The 17,071-nt window shown below is 67.8% G+C and carries 15 protein-coding genes; 3 read left to right on the top strand and 12 right to left on the bottom strand.

Going from position 1 to position 17,071, the window contains the following annotated elements; genetic code table 11:
• The first annotated feature begins 171 nt into the window (after positions 1-171).
• Entirely contained in the window at positions 172-423 is a 252-nt protein-coding gene (locus tag ACIBCN_RS00305) for a hypothetical protein (protein WP_396989279.1), read from the top strand.
• Here ACIBCN_RS00305 and ACIBCN_RS00300 read toward each other — a convergent pair.
• Positions 407-1,153, bottom strand: coding sequence for a helix-turn-helix transcriptional regulator (locus ACIBCN_RS00300; protein WP_396989278.1), 747 nt, complete (start codon positions 1,151-1,153; stop codon positions 407-409). The genes ACIBCN_RS00305 and ACIBCN_RS00300 overlap by 17 nt on opposite strands.
• A 247-nt stretch (positions 1,154-1,400) precedes the next feature.
• Here ACIBCN_RS00300 and ACIBCN_RS00295 point away from each other — a divergent pair, with 247 nt between their 5' ends.
• Positions 1,401-1,916, top strand: coding sequence for a GNAT family N-acetyltransferase (locus ACIBCN_RS00295; RefSeq protein WP_396989277.1), 516 nt, complete (start codon positions 1,401-1,403; stop codon positions 1,914-1,916).
• A gap of 28 nt (positions 1,917-1,944) precedes the next feature.
• On the opposite strand, the gene ACIBCN_RS00290 is transcribed toward ACIBCN_RS00295, so the two are convergent.
• The 5 genes from ACIBCN_RS00290 to ACIBCN_RS00270 form a co-directional block, all read right to left on the bottom strand.
• Positions 1,945-3,129: an LCP family protein gene (locus ACIBCN_RS00290; protein WP_396989276.1), complete on the bottom strand. Its 1,185-nt coding sequence runs from the start codon at positions 3,127-3,129 to the stop codon at positions 1,945-1,947.
• Positions 3,130-3,479: 350 nt separating this feature from the next.
• Positions 3,480-3,677 carry a hypothetical protein gene (locus tag ACIBCN_RS00285; protein WP_396989275.1) on the bottom strand — a complete coding sequence of 66 codons (198 nt, stop codon included), beginning with the start codon at positions 3,675-3,677 and terminating at the stop codon, positions 3,480-3,482.
• Positions 3,678-3,845: 168 nt separating this feature from the next.
• Positions 3,846-4,814, bottom strand: coding sequence for a DNA polymerase III subunit delta (holA, locus tag ACIBCN_RS00280; RefSeq protein ID WP_396989274.1), 969 nt, complete (start codon positions 4,812-4,814; stop codon positions 3,846-3,848).
• Between the two features lie 331 nt (positions 4,815-5,145).
• Entirely contained in the window at positions 5,146-7,767 is a 2,622-nt protein-coding gene (locus ACIBCN_RS00275; protein WP_396989273.1) for a ComEC/Rec2 family competence protein, read from the bottom strand.
• Between the two features lie 265 nt (positions 7,768-8,032).
• Positions 8,033-9,433 carry a helix-hairpin-helix domain-containing protein gene (locus ACIBCN_RS00270; protein WP_396989272.1) on the bottom strand — a complete coding sequence of 467 codons (1,401 nt, stop codon included), beginning with the start codon at positions 9,431-9,433 and terminating at the stop codon, positions 8,033-8,035.
• A 153-nt stretch (positions 9,434-9,586) separates the two neighbouring features.
• Between ACIBCN_RS00270 and ACIBCN_RS00265 the strand changes: the two genes are divergently transcribed.
• On the top strand, positions 9,587-10,369 hold the full coding sequence (locus tag ACIBCN_RS00265; RefSeq protein WP_396989271.1) for a DUF5984 family protein: 783 nt from the start codon (positions 9,587-9,589) through the stop codon (positions 10,367-10,369).
• Positions 10,370-10,374: 5 nt separating this feature from the next.
• Here ACIBCN_RS00265 and ACIBCN_RS00260 read toward each other — a convergent pair whose 3' ends face one another.
• The 6 genes from ACIBCN_RS00260 to ACIBCN_RS00235 form a co-directional block, all read right to left on the bottom strand.
• Positions 10,375-11,214, bottom strand: coding sequence for a DegV family protein (locus ACIBCN_RS00260; protein ID WP_396989270.1), 840 nt, complete (start codon positions 11,212-11,214; stop codon positions 10,375-10,377).
• A gap of 3 nt (positions 11,215-11,217) precedes the next feature.
• A complete protein-coding gene (gene octT / locus ACIBCN_RS00255; RefSeq protein ID WP_396989269.1) occupies positions 11,218-11,913 on the bottom strand; it encodes a diglucosylglycerate octanoyltransferase in 696 nt (231 codons plus the stop codon).
• A 688-nt stretch (positions 11,914-12,601) separates the two neighbouring features.
• Complete coding sequence (locus ACIBCN_RS00250; RefSeq protein ID WP_396989268.1) at positions 12,602-13,261, bottom strand: histidine phosphatase family protein; 660 nt, start codon at positions 13,259-13,261, stop codon at positions 12,602-12,604.
• Positions 13,262-13,310: 49 nt separating this feature from the next.
• Positions 13,311-13,727 (bottom strand): ribosome silencing factor, encoded by a 417-nt coding sequence (gene rsfS, locus ACIBCN_RS00245; RefSeq protein ID WP_396967624.1) that lies wholly within the window; start codon positions 13,725-13,727, stop codon positions 13,311-13,313.
• A gap of 53 nt (positions 13,728-13,780) precedes the next feature.
• Positions 13,781-14,422: a nicotinate-nucleotide adenylyltransferase gene (gene nadD, locus ACIBCN_RS00240; protein ID WP_150403063.1), complete on the bottom strand. Its 642-nt coding sequence runs from the start codon at positions 14,420-14,422 to the stop codon at positions 13,781-13,783.
• A 95-nt stretch (positions 14,423-14,517) separates the two neighbouring features.
• Positions 14,518-17,070, bottom strand: a complete 2,553-nt coding sequence (locus ACIBCN_RS00235) for a hypothetical protein (RefSeq protein WP_396989267.1) — start codon at positions 17,068-17,070, stop codon at positions 14,518-14,520.
• Position 17,071 lies beyond the last annotated feature (1 nt).

The raw sequence follows: 17,071 nt of genomic DNA, 5'->3' as shown, positions 1-17,071 counted from the left end.
ACGCAGCCGCCGTGGCCTCGACGACCACGGCGGCTTTTGTCGTGCCCATGAGCGGTCAGGCGGGCCGCCAGCTGGTCGAATTCATACACACAGCCGGTCAGCCAAGTGTTCATCACCAAGGATTCTGGATCGGGCCACAGCCTGTCGGTGGTTCCAGCTACCATTCGGCGCATGGTTACCGTTTACGCCAATCAGACTGTGGTCCGTGGCGAGGATCTGCCCGACGTGATTCGGGCCGCCGAGGTCCTCGGCATCGGGGTGAAGATCGAGAACGTGATGGTTCCCATCGACGATGAGGGCAATTACTCGTTGGAGTGGGTTGTCACGCGTGACGACGAAGTCCCCGTTTACGACGACTGGGAGGGCCGCTATGAGGAGTCCGAGGAAGACGAAGAGGAGCTAGTACTCAGCTCTGTGGAGTGAGTCCTGGTGCTGTCCGATCGACCAACGGCGCCGGATCGGCCGCAAGCCGGTCCAGCGCCGTCTGAGAATCCGCATCGGCCGCTCGATAAATGACGATGCGCTGGTCAGGGTCCTGCAGCGGCATCAGTACCTCGTAATTGACCACCAACTGTCCGACGATCGGGTGGCGCAGCGGCTTGGCCCCGCGCCCGTTCACCTTCACGTCGTGCTGGGCCCACGCCTGCTCGAACTCCGCGCTGTGGGTGAACTCGGCGATCAGATCGCTCAGCACCTGGTCCTCGGGATGCGCGGCCCACGCCGCGCGCAGATCCGCGATGCCCTCGCGAATGATGCGCTCGCGCTCCACGTAGAACTCGCGCATGCTCGGCTCCAGCAGGCACAGCCACATGGTGTTGCGATGCCGCGGCGGCAGCGTGTCGAAGTCGATGACCAGCCGCGACATCTCCCGATTCCAGGCCAGGATGTCGTAGCGGTGGTTCACCAGCATCGCCGGTAACGGCGACAGATCGTGCACCAGCATGGCAAGTGCGGGCGCGGGCACCGTGCTCGGTTTCCCGGCGTTCGGCTGCCGCTGCTGGGCCAGATCGAACAGGTAGGCGCGCTCGTCGGTATCCAGCCGCAGCGCCCGCGACAAGGCCTCCAGCACGTCGGCCGACGGTCGCAGGCCACGCCCCTGCTCCAGCCGGACGATGTAGTCGGTGCTGACCCCAGTGAGGTAGGGCTTACGCACTCTTCCCCGGCACGGAGTTCGATTGACGGCCACCGACGGAGAGTGGACGGGCGGCGGGTCCGACGAGATCAGCGGGCCGATAAGCGATCTGCTGCTTGTCGCGACGGGCCGTGCCGCCGGACTCGCCGCGTTGACCGCACCGGGGGGTCGATCGGGCCTCTGCCGCTCTGCGTGATGTCGTTGTCGCACAAGGCACTTGATGTCGATGCGGTCGGTAAGCCCGTCGCAGAACGCTAGCCTTACCCGTATGGATCTGGTGGCACGCACCTATGGCAGTCCGGATGCGCAGAAGTTGATCGCGGAGGTCCAGCAGGAGTATGTGGCGCGCTACGGCGGGACGGACGCGACCCCGACCGATCCAGCCGAATTCGAACCGCCGCGCGGTACGTTCCTGGTCGGTTATCTCGACGGGGTTCCGGTGGCGTGTGCCGGGTGGCGCGCGCACGACGGTGACGAGCCCGACTTCCGCGACGGGGATGCCGAACTCAAACGGATGTACGTGGTGGTCGAGGCTCGCCGCCGTGGGCTGGCCAGGAAGCTGTTGGCCGCTGTCGAGCAGAGTGCGGCGGCGGCCGGGCGCCGCCGGATGATCCTGGAAACCGGTGCGTTGCAGCCGGAGTCCATCGCTCTCTACATCTCTGCGGGCTATCTGACGATCCCCGCATTCGGCGTGTACAAGGGTGAGCCGGAGAGCCGCTACTTAGGCCGGGATCTGCGTAGACCGGCTGCGTCGGAACTCTCATCGCCGCCAGATTGGCTCTAGCGCAACACTTTCGCGCGGGAGCGGCCTATCAGTTGACGCAAGGGATGGTGTCGCCGGTGATGGTGGCGTCCACCGGCTTTCCGACATCCGGCGCCGGCATCGCGGATTCGGCGACCGGGTCAGTCGTCGACAGCGTCTGCGGGCGGGCCGGATTGTACAGCGCGACAGTGGGATCCGGGTCGCCGAAGGCGGCGCGGACCTCGCGGCGGATGGCCGCCGGATCGATGATGTTGACGTCCTGACCGTTGATGTTGTCGTAGCGGAGTACCGGAAGGGTGCGGAATTCGACGGCCGGGCTCTCGGACGTGCCGAGGGTCCGCAAGAAGTCCGTGATGTTCCAGCCGTCGGACAGCACGATATTGCGGTGCGCGACATCCATCAGCGCGGCTAGCTTGCCGACATCGGTGAACGTGCCCGCCTTGCGCAGATCGAGGGCCACCGAGGTGAGAAACGCCTGCTGCCGGTGGGTCCGGTCGAGGTCGCCGTTCTCCAGACCGTGGCGCTGCCGCACGAAGGCCAGCGACTGAGCCGGGTCGAGCCGCTGCCTGCCGGCGGGGAAATCGGCACCGGAGTAGTAGCTGTCGTTCACCGGCTTGTTGAGACAGACCTCGACTCCGCCCAGCGCCTTGGCCAGGTCGTAGAAGCCCGCCAACGTAACCTCGCCGAACCGATCGATCGGCACCCCGGTAAAGTCGCGCACCGCCTGCACGATCGATGCCCGGCCCGCCTCCCGCCCCGCCCGCTCCAGCGCCTTGCCATCGGTCACGCCCTGATTGATCAGTTGATCCTGGACGGCGGCCTTCTTCAACCCATACGCTTCTTTGATTTTCACGTTGGTGTAGCCAGGAATACCGGACACCTTGACGTAGTCGTCGCGCGGAATCGACACCGCGACAATCTTTTTCATATCCGCAGGAATATGCACCAGGATCAACGTATTCGCGTTGTACCCGCCCTCTTCGCCATCACCCGCGTGTAGCTGATCGAGGATCTCCTTCGGCAGATCATTCCCGTCCTGGTCCTTGCGAGTGTCCAGCCCGATCAACAACACATTCACGTCGCCGGCCAGCGACCGGGGCGCGTCCACCCCCAACGCCGCCGATCGGGTGAACCCCCTGTCGAACCGCCCCGCCGTCGCCCACCCGAAAGCCGTCCCCGCCAAAACCACCGCCGACAATCCCCCGGCCACCACTTTCAGCACGGTGAGCCCCACTCGCCGCTCCGGCCGTCGATGCACACCACCCCGCCGCCGTCGACCGTGCCAAGCGCCGGTCCGCCGGGATTCGTCAACCGGAAAGACCGGTGCAGTTCGCTCGTCCATAACCAAATCCAGTTTGGCACGATTTCAATAGCTAGCAATTCGCTGAATTCACGGAAAAAGGCTGGCCAGGCTCTCGCGAGGACACATCAAGTCCGTTATTCACCACGCTGAACAAAACTGCCAAGACCGGACAAACCTCGCCTGACGTTGCGATCTATTGCAACAGCCCGCTAGACCCAGAAATATTTGTGTCAGCACGTGCTGCACAGTTCTGGCTCATTGAGTTCTCGCCCACATGTGTCTCAGCACACATTCGGCATCACCACATTGCCCGTCACCAGGTCAGCCAAATGCGGCGGCCACACCATGATCAGCGCTTTCTCCGTGGTCGCTTGCCCGCACGGCCGAGGCAGCTCGGCCAAACCGCGCGCGGCGTGCGGCGATTCCAACCATTGCCGTCGCTGCGTGCCGCTGATAGCCCGCGCACATTTCGTCGACACGCGCACAAGATTGCTGACAGATTCGTTTGCAGCCGGCTATTCCGTGCGCGCCCCAGCCCTATCGCTTGCGGAGTGAGCTGACACGCAAGTCGCGGTAAGCGCGATCTTGCTAGCCAATTCCGGTGCGGGCCCGCCATTTTCGTGCGTCGCGGGCGCCCGGTGGTGGTGTCAGCCCGCGGAGTGTAGGTCGAGGATTTGGCTGAGGGCGTGTTCCAGGGCGTAGTTGGCATCGGCGGCGCCGCCCTTGACGTCGGCGTTCAGTGCGGCGACTACCTGGAGGGCGGAGCCGATGGTGGTGGGGGTCCAGCTGCGGGCCTGGGCTTGCGCCTTTTTGACCTTCCATGGCGGCATGCCGAGCTGCTGGGCGAGCTTGAACGGGTCGCCGCGGCCTGCGGAGCCGACGCGGGCGATGGTGTGCACGGAGTCGGCGAGGGCGTCGGCGAGCAGCACGTGCGGGACGCCGCGGTCGTTGGCCCAGCGCAGGGCCTCCATCGCGCCGGGGCGGTCGCCCGCGACGGCGAGTTCGGCCACGTCGAAACCGGAGACCTCGGCTTTGCCCGAGTAGTAGCGGTGTACGGCGGCGACGTCGATCTTGCCGCCGGTGTCGGACGCCAGCTGGGAACAGGCCGCGGCGAGCTCACGCAGGTCGGAACCGACGGACTCCAGCATCGCCTGGACGACGTCGCCCGCGACGCGCACTCCGGCGTTCCGGAATTCGCCGCGCACGAACTCCACGCGCTCGGCCGGCTTGGTGATCTTGGCGCAGTCGTGCACGACCGCACCGGCTTTCTGCAGCGCGGGCACCAATGCCTTGGCTCGCCCGCCGCCCGAATGCAGCACCACGAGCACCACGCCCTCTGGCGGATCACTCGCCGCGGCGGTGATCACGGCGACCGCGTCCTTGCCTGCCTCGGCCGCCGATTCCAGGATGATCACCCGGTCCTCGGCGAACAGCGATGGACTCAACAGCTCGGCAAGTTCCGCGGTGCTCGCGTCGCCCGCCCGCATCCGATCGACCGGCACCGCTTCGGCATCGGGCGCGAGCGCGCGCACCTGCGCGGTGACTTCCGCCACCGCACGCTCGACCAGCAGTTCCTCATCCCCCAGCGCCAGGTGCAGCGCGGGCCGCTCGGTCATGACGCCACCTCGCCGACGCTCGCCTCCGCCATCGGCGAAGGCACGCCGTGTCGATGGTCCACTCGCTCACGCTCGTTGGGCTCGGTCACGGCAGCGATCCTACGGTCCCCCACCGACAGACCCGCGCCGCAGGTTCCGCGTGTTCACCGAGCGCCATGCAGAACCCGGCAACTTGCATCAATGATGCGCCAGGTCAGCTCGGCATCGAGTCGGTCGAAACGTTCCCCCACCCGCGTTCGCGGCAGCCACAGCAGCCGATCCGCGAGCGCCGCACCGAAGGGTGTTTCCACCGCCGTGCCGAAAGGCGTTGCTTCTACGCGAGGTAAATGCATCATCGGGAAGTCACCACGCGTAGCGATTGCCTATCGCCTAGCACCAGCACGTCGCCGTGCTGGTCGGTGCGCGCCACGGTGCTGCCGAGGTCGGACAACACGGTGAGGACTCCGGCATTCGGATGTCCAAAGGTGTTCTCGGCGCCGACACTGACCACGGTCAGGCGTGGGCGCACTGCGGTGAGGAATTCCGTTGTCGTGGTGCGGGACCCGTGGTGCGGCAGCTTCAGAACGTCTGCCTGCAGCGGGGCGCCGGACTGTAGTAGCGCACGTTGCGCGGTGGCTTCGATGTCGCCGGTGAGCAGGATGCGTCCGGCGGGTGTCGTCGCGGCGAGCACGATCGAGCGATCGTTGGCTTCGTCGGCCTCGGCGCCGGGCGTGGGCCGCGGTCCGTCCGCCCCCGGTGCGAGGACCTCCAATTCGACTGCGCCGAAGCGGAATACCTGTCCGGCCGACAGCTCCATCAGCGGAATCCCGGCTTCCCCGGCAACCGCCACGACCTTCGCCAGTCCTTCCACTCGCGCGCCATGCTGCGGCGCCGCACCAGGCGGGTCGCTCGATGAGTGCGCATCGGCTGCCAGGCCGCATTGCTCGCCAGACGGCTCGGATGAACTGGTGGTCGGCTGACGCTGTACCTCTACCGCACTGGCCGCGACACTCGAACTGTCACTCCCAGAGTCACTCTCACGCTGTGCCAAATCCCGCCGAACCTCCGGCGAGCCGCAGCGTGCTGATTCGTTTCCGAACTCACGACCTCCCGCCGAGGCCGAACCTGGTTGCGCGGTCCGGGCCGACCGCACCTCGTCGGCGACCGATGCACCGCTGGCGTCCGCTGTACCACCGGCGCTCGGCAGCAAGCCCTCGAGCTCATGCAGGCCGACCGCCACCGCGGCCACGGCTCGTCCGTCCAGCGCACCGCTGAGGCCGCCGATATGGTCGGCGTGCGGATGGGTCAGCACCAGCAGCGCGATCCGCGAAATATGCAAGCGGTCCAAGCAGTTTCGGATCGGACGCGGCTCCGGTCCGACATCGATCACCACCGCTGTATCCGCACCTACCGACAAGGCGAGCCCGTCACCTTGCCCTACGTCGCATACAGCGAGCACCCACCCTGCGGGCGGCCATCCGGGATGCCAGATCCGCACCGGGATCGCCACCACCGCTACGCCGAACGCCACGGTCAGGATCACCCGTCGGATCGCGGCGAACCGCATCACGAGGATGCCCACGGCGACTACCACGAGGGCGACCAGCCCGCCCAGCATCCCGCCGGACACCTCGACCGACGAGCCGGGCACGTCGGCCACGTGTTCGGCGACGAACAGCAACCACCACATCGGCGGTGCGGCACAACGCACTACCAACTCGGCCAACGGCAACCAGACGCTGGCCGACACCGCACCGACCGCGCCGATCACCGTGATCGGTGCGATCACCGGCTCCACCAGAACGTTCGCGAAAATCGCGACCAGACTGAGCTTTCCGTCCAAGGCGACCACCAGCGGCGTGGTGACGACGAACGCACCGGCCGCCACCGCGACGAGCTCAGCGGGCAGGTGCCGCCAACCCCGCGCCCGGAGCCAGTCCGCCCAACTCGGTGCCAGCAGGATCAATCCGGCGGTCGCACAGACCGACAGAGCGAAGCCGGCCGACACCGCAAGCGCGGGCCACACCGCGAGCAGGCCGATGATCGCCGCGCACAGTGCGGGTAGCGCCTGTTTTCGACGCCCGGTCACCAAGGCCAGCAAGGTGATCGCGCCCATCGCTCCGGCACGCAACACACTCGGATCAGGCCGGGCGATGATCACGAACAGCACGAGCGCCGCCCCCGCGACCACCGCTCCGGCGCGCGGACCGAGCGTCAACACCCGTACCGCCAAGAGCACCGCCCCGAGCAAAATAGTGAAATTGGCGCCGCTGACCACGCAAAGGTGTGACAGGCCCGCGATTTCGAACTCCTCACGCAGGTCATCGGGCAGCATGGAAGTGTCACCATCCACCAGCGCGGGCAACAATCCGGCCGGTTCCGCGGGCAGCGCCTGGGACGTCGCGGTCGCGAAATCCGTACGCACCGAACGAGCTACCCGTTGCCACCACGGCAATGTGCCCACCACCCGCGGTGATCCCTGCGCGAGCAGCATCGCCACCGTGAGATCGCGCCGCCCCGGTACATCCACCCGCGCCTGGAACTCGACCGCCTGTCCCGGCACCAACTCGGCCCACCCGTCGCCGGACGCCAGCACAACCACCGCCCCACCCGCGCGCACCGTCGTCTCGCCGAGGCGATACTCGTCCAAGGTGCCCCGCACGACCCTTCGACTACCGCCGAATGAGCTGCCGCGCATCGGCTTCGGATCACCACCCGGCGTCACCACCACCCGGAGTGAGAATCCAGCCGCCGCCCGCAGCGGATGCGTCGCCACCCGATGCTCCCGCCACGCAGCGGCCACCGCGAACCCTGCCGCCAACAACACCGCAGCCAACGCAACCACCGCGACAGCCCGCCGCCGCTCACCCCGATGCGCCATCGCCCACAACAACAAAACCCACAACCCGATCGCCAACACCACCAATGCCCCCGCAAGCAACAGCCCCGCAACCCAGCCGGCCGAAACCGCCACAATCGTTGCCCCCCAACAACACACCGCCGCAGGCAGCAACCGGGCATCCAGCACTTGGGGTTCGTCATCAGCGCCATCACGCTCCGGATCAGCACCCCGACGACCCGGCCAACTCCGGTCCGGCACGTTCGAACTACCGTCGCGGGTGCTCTGCCCATCGCGAGGCCCGCCATCCCGGTCACGCGCGGTCATGTCGCCACCACTTCGCCGAGATCCCTCTGGGCGAGCCGGTTCCGCACCCGCCGAGTCCGCTGCGCTGCCGAGCTCATATCTTCACCAACTCGCGCAGGCGGGACAGGCGGGCGGGGCCGATGCCGTCGACTTGGCCGAGTTGGGTGACGTCGGTGAAGCGGCCGTGCGCGGTGCGCCAGGCGATGATCGCCTTCGCCATCACCGGGCCGATGCCGGGGAGGGCTTCGAGCTCGGATTCCGTCGCGGTGTTGAGGTCGACGCGGCCGGAAGGGGTTGTCGGATGGGCCGATCCGGACGGCGCGGCCGGGGTGCGGGCGCCCGCGTTGATGGTCGCGCTACCGAGTTGTGGCGGGCCCGGGTTCGGTCCGGGTGGACCAACCAGCACCTGGTCGCCGTCGACCAGCCGCTGCGCCAGATTGAGCCCGGCCAGATCCGCGCCATCCTGCGCACCGCCTGCCGCGACCAATGCGTCGGCGACGCGTGATCCGCCGGGCAGCCGCACCAAGCCGGTGCGGTGCACCAACCCGACCACGCTGATCACCAGTTCGCCGCCTGGTGCGGCGGGCACCGATGCGTCGCCGTGCGGTGCGGCCGCACCACCTGCCTGGGCGGGTACCGGTGCGGCGCCGGACAATGCGGCCGCGCTCGCCGGTTCCGCACCCGACATCCGCGTGACGGCGGGAGCCGTGGTCGTCCGCACCGCGGCCAGCGGCGGCACGGGTCGAGCGACGGGTCGCTCACGGAATATGACGACAGCGGCCACCACCATCGCCACCAGCCCGATCGCCAGTAGCGTGCACAGTCCCCGGCGGCCCGGATCGAGCCGCATCCCCCGAAACCGCTCCGGCACCAGCCGATCCCGCCACCCCCGGCCCTCGGCGGGGTCATCCAACCACCCCGGCGAACGCACCTCCCCGATATCGTCATCGCCGTCCTCGTCCTCGGACGGCAACTCCGCAAGACCCCACCGCCCCGCGCGCCGAGAAGATGCCCCGCTCGCACCCGAGCTCAGTTCGTCAGGCCGCTGATCTACGCTGCGTACGCCATCCGCCGACAACTCATCGCGTGTCCACGACCCGGAACTGTCCGAGTGCACCGGGTTTGCGGCGGCATCCCAATCATCCGATTCCCCGTCGGCAGCGGCCAAGGACTCATTTCGAACTCGCAACCCAGTGCCCTCGGACAGCACGAGGCCGTCTTCGCTGCCCGGCCCCGTCGATCGCCGATCGGCGTCATGCGCCAAACCTATCGATGGCCGCACCGGCCGCTCTTTCAGCCGGTCACGGGCTAATTCACGCAGCCCGCTCGATCGCCGAGTCGCCGCTGGCAAGGCACTCGCCAGGTGGGCTCGGCGGCCGCCGAGGGGACGGGAGGCTTCGGCCGCACCTGCGATCCCGGTCCGGCTGGCGCCGACGCGGGTGGTCAGTGCGCCGAGGCGTCGTTGCATCCGCTCGCGTTCGTCCTGTCGTGGCATGGGGGCGACGCTAGTTCCGGCGGGTGCCGAGAGACCGTGGCCGAGCAGGGAATTCGGCAGCCCTGTTGATAACTGCGGGGGTGTGGACAACTCGCCGGCGCCGCGCAGATCGGCCGCTGGGCGTGGCGGACCACGAAATGTAAAACTGGGCCCGTGATCCGATTCCGTTTCGGCTTGACGCCACTGAACCGAGTCGGCCAGTGCGGAGATCAGTACCGGATTTTGCCCTGGTTCGCGCTCACCGAGGGCTGGTACTACATCGACGTCGGCGGGCATGACCTGCTGCGCGTTTCCGAACGCACGGCCGAGCTACTGCGCACCCAGGCCGGACACCGTGCGGCTGCGCACGACTGCTACGTCGAGTACTACGTCGCCCGCCTCTGGGAGGACATGCTGACGTTGCTGCCGAGCGCGCTGGAGCCGGTGCCCAGCGACCTGATCGACTTCGTCGGCACCGAATCCAAGGGCTGGTCGTTGGCGGACACACCGGAGGTCGACGCCGCGTCGACCTGGTACGGCGACCGCACACTCGACACCGGATACCTGTGGTTCGGCCCGCATGTGCGGTGCTGGCGCACAGTCGACGGCGGCCGCGATTCCGTCACCATCGCTTGGCACTACCCGGCGGATCCGGAGAGCGAGATCGAATTCACCGCCCCGCCGACCGGCCGGGTGAGCGTGCCGGCCGACGAATTCCGCACGGCCGTCATCGAATTCGATCGCACGCTGCTGGCCGCGATGAACGAACGCCTTCGGGAATTCGAACTACTTGGTCCGCCCGCAGGTATCGAGATCGATCTGCCCTTGCTACAGCACGAGCAACAAGATCGAGCGAACTGGCTGGCACAGGCGCTGGAACGTCGACCCGACACGGACTGGGATGCCGTCCGCATCGGCGCCCGTACCCTCCGCCAACCCTCTTCCGCGGTTCGCTGACCGGTTCACGCGCCTCCTGGCAGGACCAGGACGCCTACCGCGCCGACGCCGAGGTGAACGCCTAGGGCGGGACCGAATTCGGCGACGATCAGTTCGTGGATACCGGGAATCAGATCGCGGAGTTGAGAGGCGACGGTTTGCGCGGCCTCTTCGGCACCTAGGTGCTGAACAGCGACGGCGGCGCCGTCTTCGCCTGCCGCATCAACCGCTGCCGCAACGAGTTTCGCGAACGCCTTGGAGCGGGTGCGCACCTTCTCCCGGAGTTCGAGGCGACCCTCGACGATCTGCAGCAACGGTTTGGTCACCAGTTCGCTGCCGAAAAACGCTGCGGCGGAGCTCAGTCGGCCGCCGCGACGCAGTTGTTCGGTGCGGTTCACCAGAATGAACGTGCGCGCTCGGCTCGACGCGGCGACCGCGGTGTCGTAGACGACATCCAGCGACGCTCCGTCGCGGGCCCGGCGTGCTGCCGCCAGCACCGGCAGACCGGTGGCCAGACCCGCGCCGAGCGAATCGACGAGACGAACCCGATCGGCGGCGTCCATGTCGCGGACGGCCTGCCTGCCCGCCTCCCATGTGCCCGAGAGTTGGCGCGAAATATGCACCGCGACAACACCATCACCGCCGCTGAGCGCCAAGGCTTGTTCGTAAACGGCGCGCAGCTCGCCCGGCGATGCGGCCGAAGTAGTGACCGTGTCCGAGGCGTAGTCGATGTCGACGGGGTCGACGCCTTCGCGAATCGCGCGTTCACCGATCAGGACGTGCAGTGGTACGACGGCGATATCGAGCTCGGCGGCGAGTTCGGCAGGGAGGCTGGCGGACGAATCTGTCACGACCACGACGGCCACGGACTACCGAACCTCCTGCAGGGTCTTCACCATCGCGTTGGCCACGGCGGTATGTCCGGCCCAGCCCCAGTGGATACCGTCCGGGTTCGCGTCGCCGGAGAAGATGTTGTCGCGCACGGCTTCACCGAGATCGACCAGCGGCACCGAGGTGCGAGCCGACCACGCGCGCAGCGCCCGCACCGCGCGCTCCCGGCCGGAATGCACGCGTCCGTAGGCGTCGCAGTTGTGCACCGACGGCAGCACCGCGACGAACGGCAACTCGGGCCGCAAGTGCGCCAACGCTTCTCGCGATTGCTCCAGGTAGTCCACGCTCACCTTCGGCGGAAGCGCAACGGGGCGACCGAGTTTCGACAGCTTGGGCTGCAGCCAGGTATAGGTGGCCCGCACGCCACGGCGGAGGGCGGGCGGACGGACGTAGCGGATCAGCTCACGCAGCGCGGTCGGCAGCGGCGACGGCAGGGAATCCATGCCACCGACGGCGAACACGACGGCACCGGCACGCGGCACCGCCGCCCACACCCGCGGATCACCGATCAACGCCCAGTACGCGTCCCGGCAGGTCCAGCCGATCCGCCCGACCACCTCGACATCCCAATCCAGCTCGGCCCCAACGAGGTTCGGCCAGATCCGCGGATGGTCAGCGGGCAGCCCACCCTTGGGCCCGAAGTAGGACAACGAGTCAGCGATCACCAGCAGCACGGGCCGACCGGAAGTCGACGCTTGCTCCGAAACGCTGGAGTCCGCCCGCCCCGACGACTGCACAGCTTCGGCAGACTCGCCGCCGACCTGCGAGGAGCCAACTCCGACAGCGGCTTCGGCCGACTCGACGCCCGATTCACCAGATACGGAATCCGAGGCAGCGTTCACACCAGCGACAGCTACTGTGGCCGCAGGATCGGCATCCGCTGCGACACCATCCGTTTCGCTGGACACCGCAACCGGAGCAGCCGAGACACCGTCAGCAACCGAAGCGGCGGCCGGCGCAGAACCGACTGCAGCGCCGTGGGATTCGCGCTCCCGCTCCGCGAGCGGAGTCGCGAGGTCGTTCGACGCGTCCCGACTCGCGGATTCGGCAGCATCGACCCGACCGTCAGTCGGGTTCGCCGCGGCGGCCGACTCGCCGTCAACGGCCCGCACCACGGGTTCCCCGGCCACAGCCGACGTTTCGCCAGGAGCCGCCCGATCAGGAGGCGGGTCAACCGAACTGGCGGGAGCGGAGCCCTCGGGTTCGGCCGGCGCCTCCCCCTCGTCCGTGCCCGACTCAGCATGTTCGGGCTCGACCACCGGAGGTACCGGGGGCGGGCCGAACAGCGCGTCCGGGACAGAACGTTCCGGTTTGGCCGACGCCTTCCGGAACAGTTCGTCCGGCACCTGCCGAATCGGATCTTCAGAGGACATCCGGGGCCACCTTCGCCGATGCGTTCCACACGTCAAGGCGCCAGCCGGGCTGGTCGATGCTCGGACCGTGACTGCTGAGCTGCACCCAGCTGGTGTTGGCCAGTCCGCCGAGGACGGGCCAGTTCGCTGGCGGCAGATCGAGCAGCGCGGCCGTGAGACCGGCGATCAGCCCGCCGTGCGCCACCAGGATGATAGTCCGGCCGGGCCAGTCCTGCCGGTCGACAAGGAGTTCCCGCACCACCGGCAGCGACCGCGCGCCGACCTCGAGTTTGCTCTCCCCGTTCGGCGGCCGGTAGGTGGCATCGAGCCGCCATGCCTGGCGCGCACCGGGATAGTCGGCGTCGACCTCGAGGTGGGTCAGCCCCTCCCAGTCGCCGAGATCGGTTTCGCGCAGCCGCGGATCGGGCACCACATCGAGTGAGGTGTGCTCGGCCAGCGCGGAAGCGGTCTCGAAGGCACGGCGCAGATCCGAGGAGATGATGGCGATCGCGTTATGCGAAACCAGTTCGCGCGCAGCCTCTTTCGCCTGACGGCGGCCGAGTTCGGTGAGATCGGTGTCGATCTGGCCCTGCATCCGGTCGGCGGCATTCCATTCGGTCTGCCCGTGCCGCAACAGAATCAGGTTGCGCACGTGGGCGTACTTACTCACGGTCGCGCCTTTCTGACGCTCGACACTGCCTCACCGATGACTCGCTCGTTCACTCGGTGTCGCTCTCCGCGTCACCGTTCACCGCCGCGGCCCGCGCGTCCGGTCCGCCGATGCCGTCCACCGGCACCACCGGGCAGTCCTTCCACAACCGTTCCAGCGCATAGAAATTGCGCTCGTCGTTGTGCTGGACGTGCACCACCACGTCGACGTAGTCGAGCAACGCCCAGCGGCCCTCGCGGGTGCCCTCGCGCCGCACCGGCTTGTGCCCGGCCTCGCGCAGCTTGTCCTCGATGTTGTCGACGATGGCGTTCACCTGACGCTCGTTCGGCGCGGAGGCGATGACGAAGCAGTCGGTGATCACCAACTGCTCGGACACGTCGAGCACCACTACGTCGAGCGCCAACTTCTCGTCCGCCGCCCGCGCCGCGACCTGCGCGATCTCGACCGACTCCACAGAGGCGCTCATCGGCGCACCTCGATGCGGCCAACCATTGCCTGCCCCCCGCTACGCTCGCTCACTCAGCTACCTTCCGCTCCTGCGGGCACATAGAGGTGCCGCTTAGATATGTACTGCACCACGCCATCGGGGACGAGGTACCACACCGGCCGGTTCTCGGCGGCGCGGCGACGGCATTCGCTCGACGAGATCGCCAGCGCCGGGATTTCGACCATGGTCACCGCATCGGCCGGAAGATCGCGCAGATGCTCCTCGAGATGATCGGTATTCAGCTCGTACCCCGGACGGCTCACCCCGACAAACCTCGCCAGTTCGAACAGTTCGGCCCAATCCTGCCATGTCAGGATGTTGGCCAGCGCATCCGCTCCGGTGATGAAGTACAGCTCGGCGTCCGGATGCCGGTCGCGCATCTCCCGCAGCGTGTCGACGGTGTAGGTGACCTTTTCCCGGTCGATATCCGCCCGACTGACCGAGAAACTCGGATTCGAGGCGGTCGCGATGACGGTCATGAGGTATCGGTCCTCCGCCGGACTGACCTGTTTATCGGCCTTCTGCCAGGGCTGACCGGTGGGGACGAAGATCACTTCATCGAGCGCGAACCGATTCGCGACCTCGCTGGCGGCGACCAGGTGACCGTGGTGGATGGGGTCGAAGGTGCCGCCCATCACGCCCAGTTTGCGGCCGCGCCGACCTGTCTCTTGCATGAGTGCCGAGCTTAACTGGTCGAGTTCGGGCGGCCAGGAGCGGCAAGCCGAGTGTCGGTCGACTGCCGCGGACCGCCCCACCAGCGCCTGGCCCGCTATTCGCCCGCCAGCCCGTACCCGTCTTCCGCGTCCAGCATCTCGCTCAGCTCCCTGCGGGTCTGGGCGAGCTCCTCGGCTATCGCGGTCGACGAGCCGTTATCCGCCAGTTCGGCGATCAACGCCTGCATCGCGCTCACCCACGGTCGGCCCGGCCCGTCGCCGGAGCCCCATAACTGCAGCCACGCCGCCGACCGCACACAGCGGGCGCGCGACACCGCGTTTCCGAGAGCGCCGAACAATTCGGCTGCCCGGTGATAAGCGGCCACCGCTGCCGCGTCCTGATCGCAGTAGTCGAGTGCGGTGGCGGCGGCCATGGCGAGATCGGCGTGTAGTGCACGACGGTCGAGATCGTGCTCCACCAGTTGGGCGGCCAGCGCGAATTGCCGTGCGGCGTCCTGATATCGGTGCAGCGCGTTCAACGATTCGCCGAATTGGGCACGGACCGCGGCAAGTTCGGCGGGCGGATAAGGAACCCCGTCCGCGACCATCGCCTCCTCGAAGAGCGCGGCGGCCTCGCCGTGCCGTCGCGCGCGATGGAACGCCCGCGCGGCAATCACGGTGTGGTGCAGCAGATCCGGCTCGGAGAGCCCCTCCCAGCTCGCGGCGGCACGCACCGCCGCATCCGCCAGGTCGAGCTCCCGATCCGGTTGTCCGGCGATCGCGATGACCAACTGCGAACTGAGCCGCGCCGTCTGTTCGACGGGCAGGATCCCGGCACCCACCGACAACGCCTCCCGCAGCCTCGCCTCGGCATGCTCCGGCGCATCCGCCAGCCGGGCAGCGCCGAGCTCCGCCAGCCGCTGCACCTCGGCGACCCGGTCCGCGTCGGAGGCAACGCTCTCGGGCCACTCCTCAGGAAAGGTGGCCACCGTTCGTCCCACCGCGGTGGTGAGTACCGCACCGGCTGCGGTGGCAAGTACGGCACCGCCCGCTGGACCACCACTGCCTGTACGAGTGGCACTACTCGAAGGAGCCGCGCCGCGCCCACCACCCGGCGGGGCTGCACCGCTCCCAGCAGGAGCGCCACCTGTCTGCGAGGTACCACGTGCCGAGCCGGCCCCATTCGCAGCGGGTCCGCCGCTCCTAGGAACCGTATCGCCTACACGAAGTCCACTGGCCGCAGAAGCCACGCCATCGCCCTCGGCAGTACCACTAGCACGAGCTTCACCCCTGGCTTCAGCACCATTCGCTGAAGCAGTACCTCCGGTGGAAGAGGCCTCGCCGGTGGGAGCAGAACCAGCCCCAGGAGCGGAATCGCCCTCAGGAACGGCACCTGCCGCACCGCCCACAGCCGCGTCAGTGCCAGCGGGAACTCCATCACTGGTTGCTACCCCAGCCCCGGAAGCGGCACCGTTCGCAGCGATGCTGGATGTCGAGATTTCAGCACCGGCCGTAGCCACCGTATCCTCCGTACCCTCCGCAGGAAGGCAATCAGCCCCCGCGATCGCGGTAGCTTGCGGCAGTTTGCTGCGTAGGCCGAGTGGAAGTCGTTCCACTAGAGGCTGTCTCGCCAATCGAGTTGCGACTTCAGTGCTTACCGCCGTGTTCCCGTTGCGGATGTCGTATCGCGCGCACAGTCCCGCGATCTCCGTATCGAGCTCCGCCAGTAGCGAATCCACCGTCTCGCCCGCGACCTGCACGTAGCCGAGGCCGAGGGTGACGAGCCTGCGAAGCAGCACGCATACGCCGGTGATGAACGCGAGGCGCGCGCCAACGTCGGCGCCGGGGTCGGTGAGCCAGCGGGCGTGTTCGGATAGGATCTCGAGCCCGCGTCCTTCGTTGCCGGTCAGCGCGCAGAACTCGATGTGCAGGGCGACCGATGGCCGCAAGCTGTCGCTGTGCCGCACCAGCGGGTACCCGGTCAGATGCGCGCCGCGAGCATCGGCCAATCGTCCGGTACGCAGCAACGGAAGCAGAGCCTGGGCCAGTACCCGATGTGGCTCTTCCGCGCAGCTGCGATCACCGTCGATGACCGCCTGCCAATGCGCGAGGGCACCCGTGTCATCCCCCAAAGCCACTCTGCTGGCGCCCCATTCGTTGCGTTCACACGCATCACAGTCGGACAGGCCGTCGCGCGGCGCACCGATGGCTTCCTCCTGCAGCCGCGCGCCCTCCTCGACGTCCCCCAGCTTCCGCGCGAGTTGAGCGCGCAGCGCCAGCACCGGCCGCAGGCTGTAACCGCGCTGGCGGTAACGGGTTTCGAGCTCGTCGAACCAGCGGTACACGGTGGACAGTGGTATCGCAGGGTTGTCGATGAGCCCCCAGGTCATCCACTTGAGGTACCAGTGCAGCGAATGCGTGAGCGGGCCGAGTTCGGCGGGGAACTCGTCATAGATCCGCAACAGCCTGCCGTAGGCGACCGGCGCCAGGTCGCGTTCACCAGCGTAGGTGTAGGACTCGGCGAGTTCCAGCAGCACGCGTCCTTCCAGATGCCGGTTCGGGCCCGACTTCGCCGCCGCCGCAAGCGTTTCCAACCGCTCGACGCGTAGTCGGCCGTGCGGCAACGAGTAGACCTGTGCCAGCGCCTGATCGATCTCGACGGGGTCCACG

It is taken from the genome of Nocardia sp. NPDC051052 (assembly GCF_044456045.1).
GTDB lineage: Bacteria > Actinomycetota > Actinomycetes > Mycobacteriales > Mycobacteriaceae > Nocardia.
This window is presented reverse-complemented; position numbering and strand designations above follow the sequence as displayed.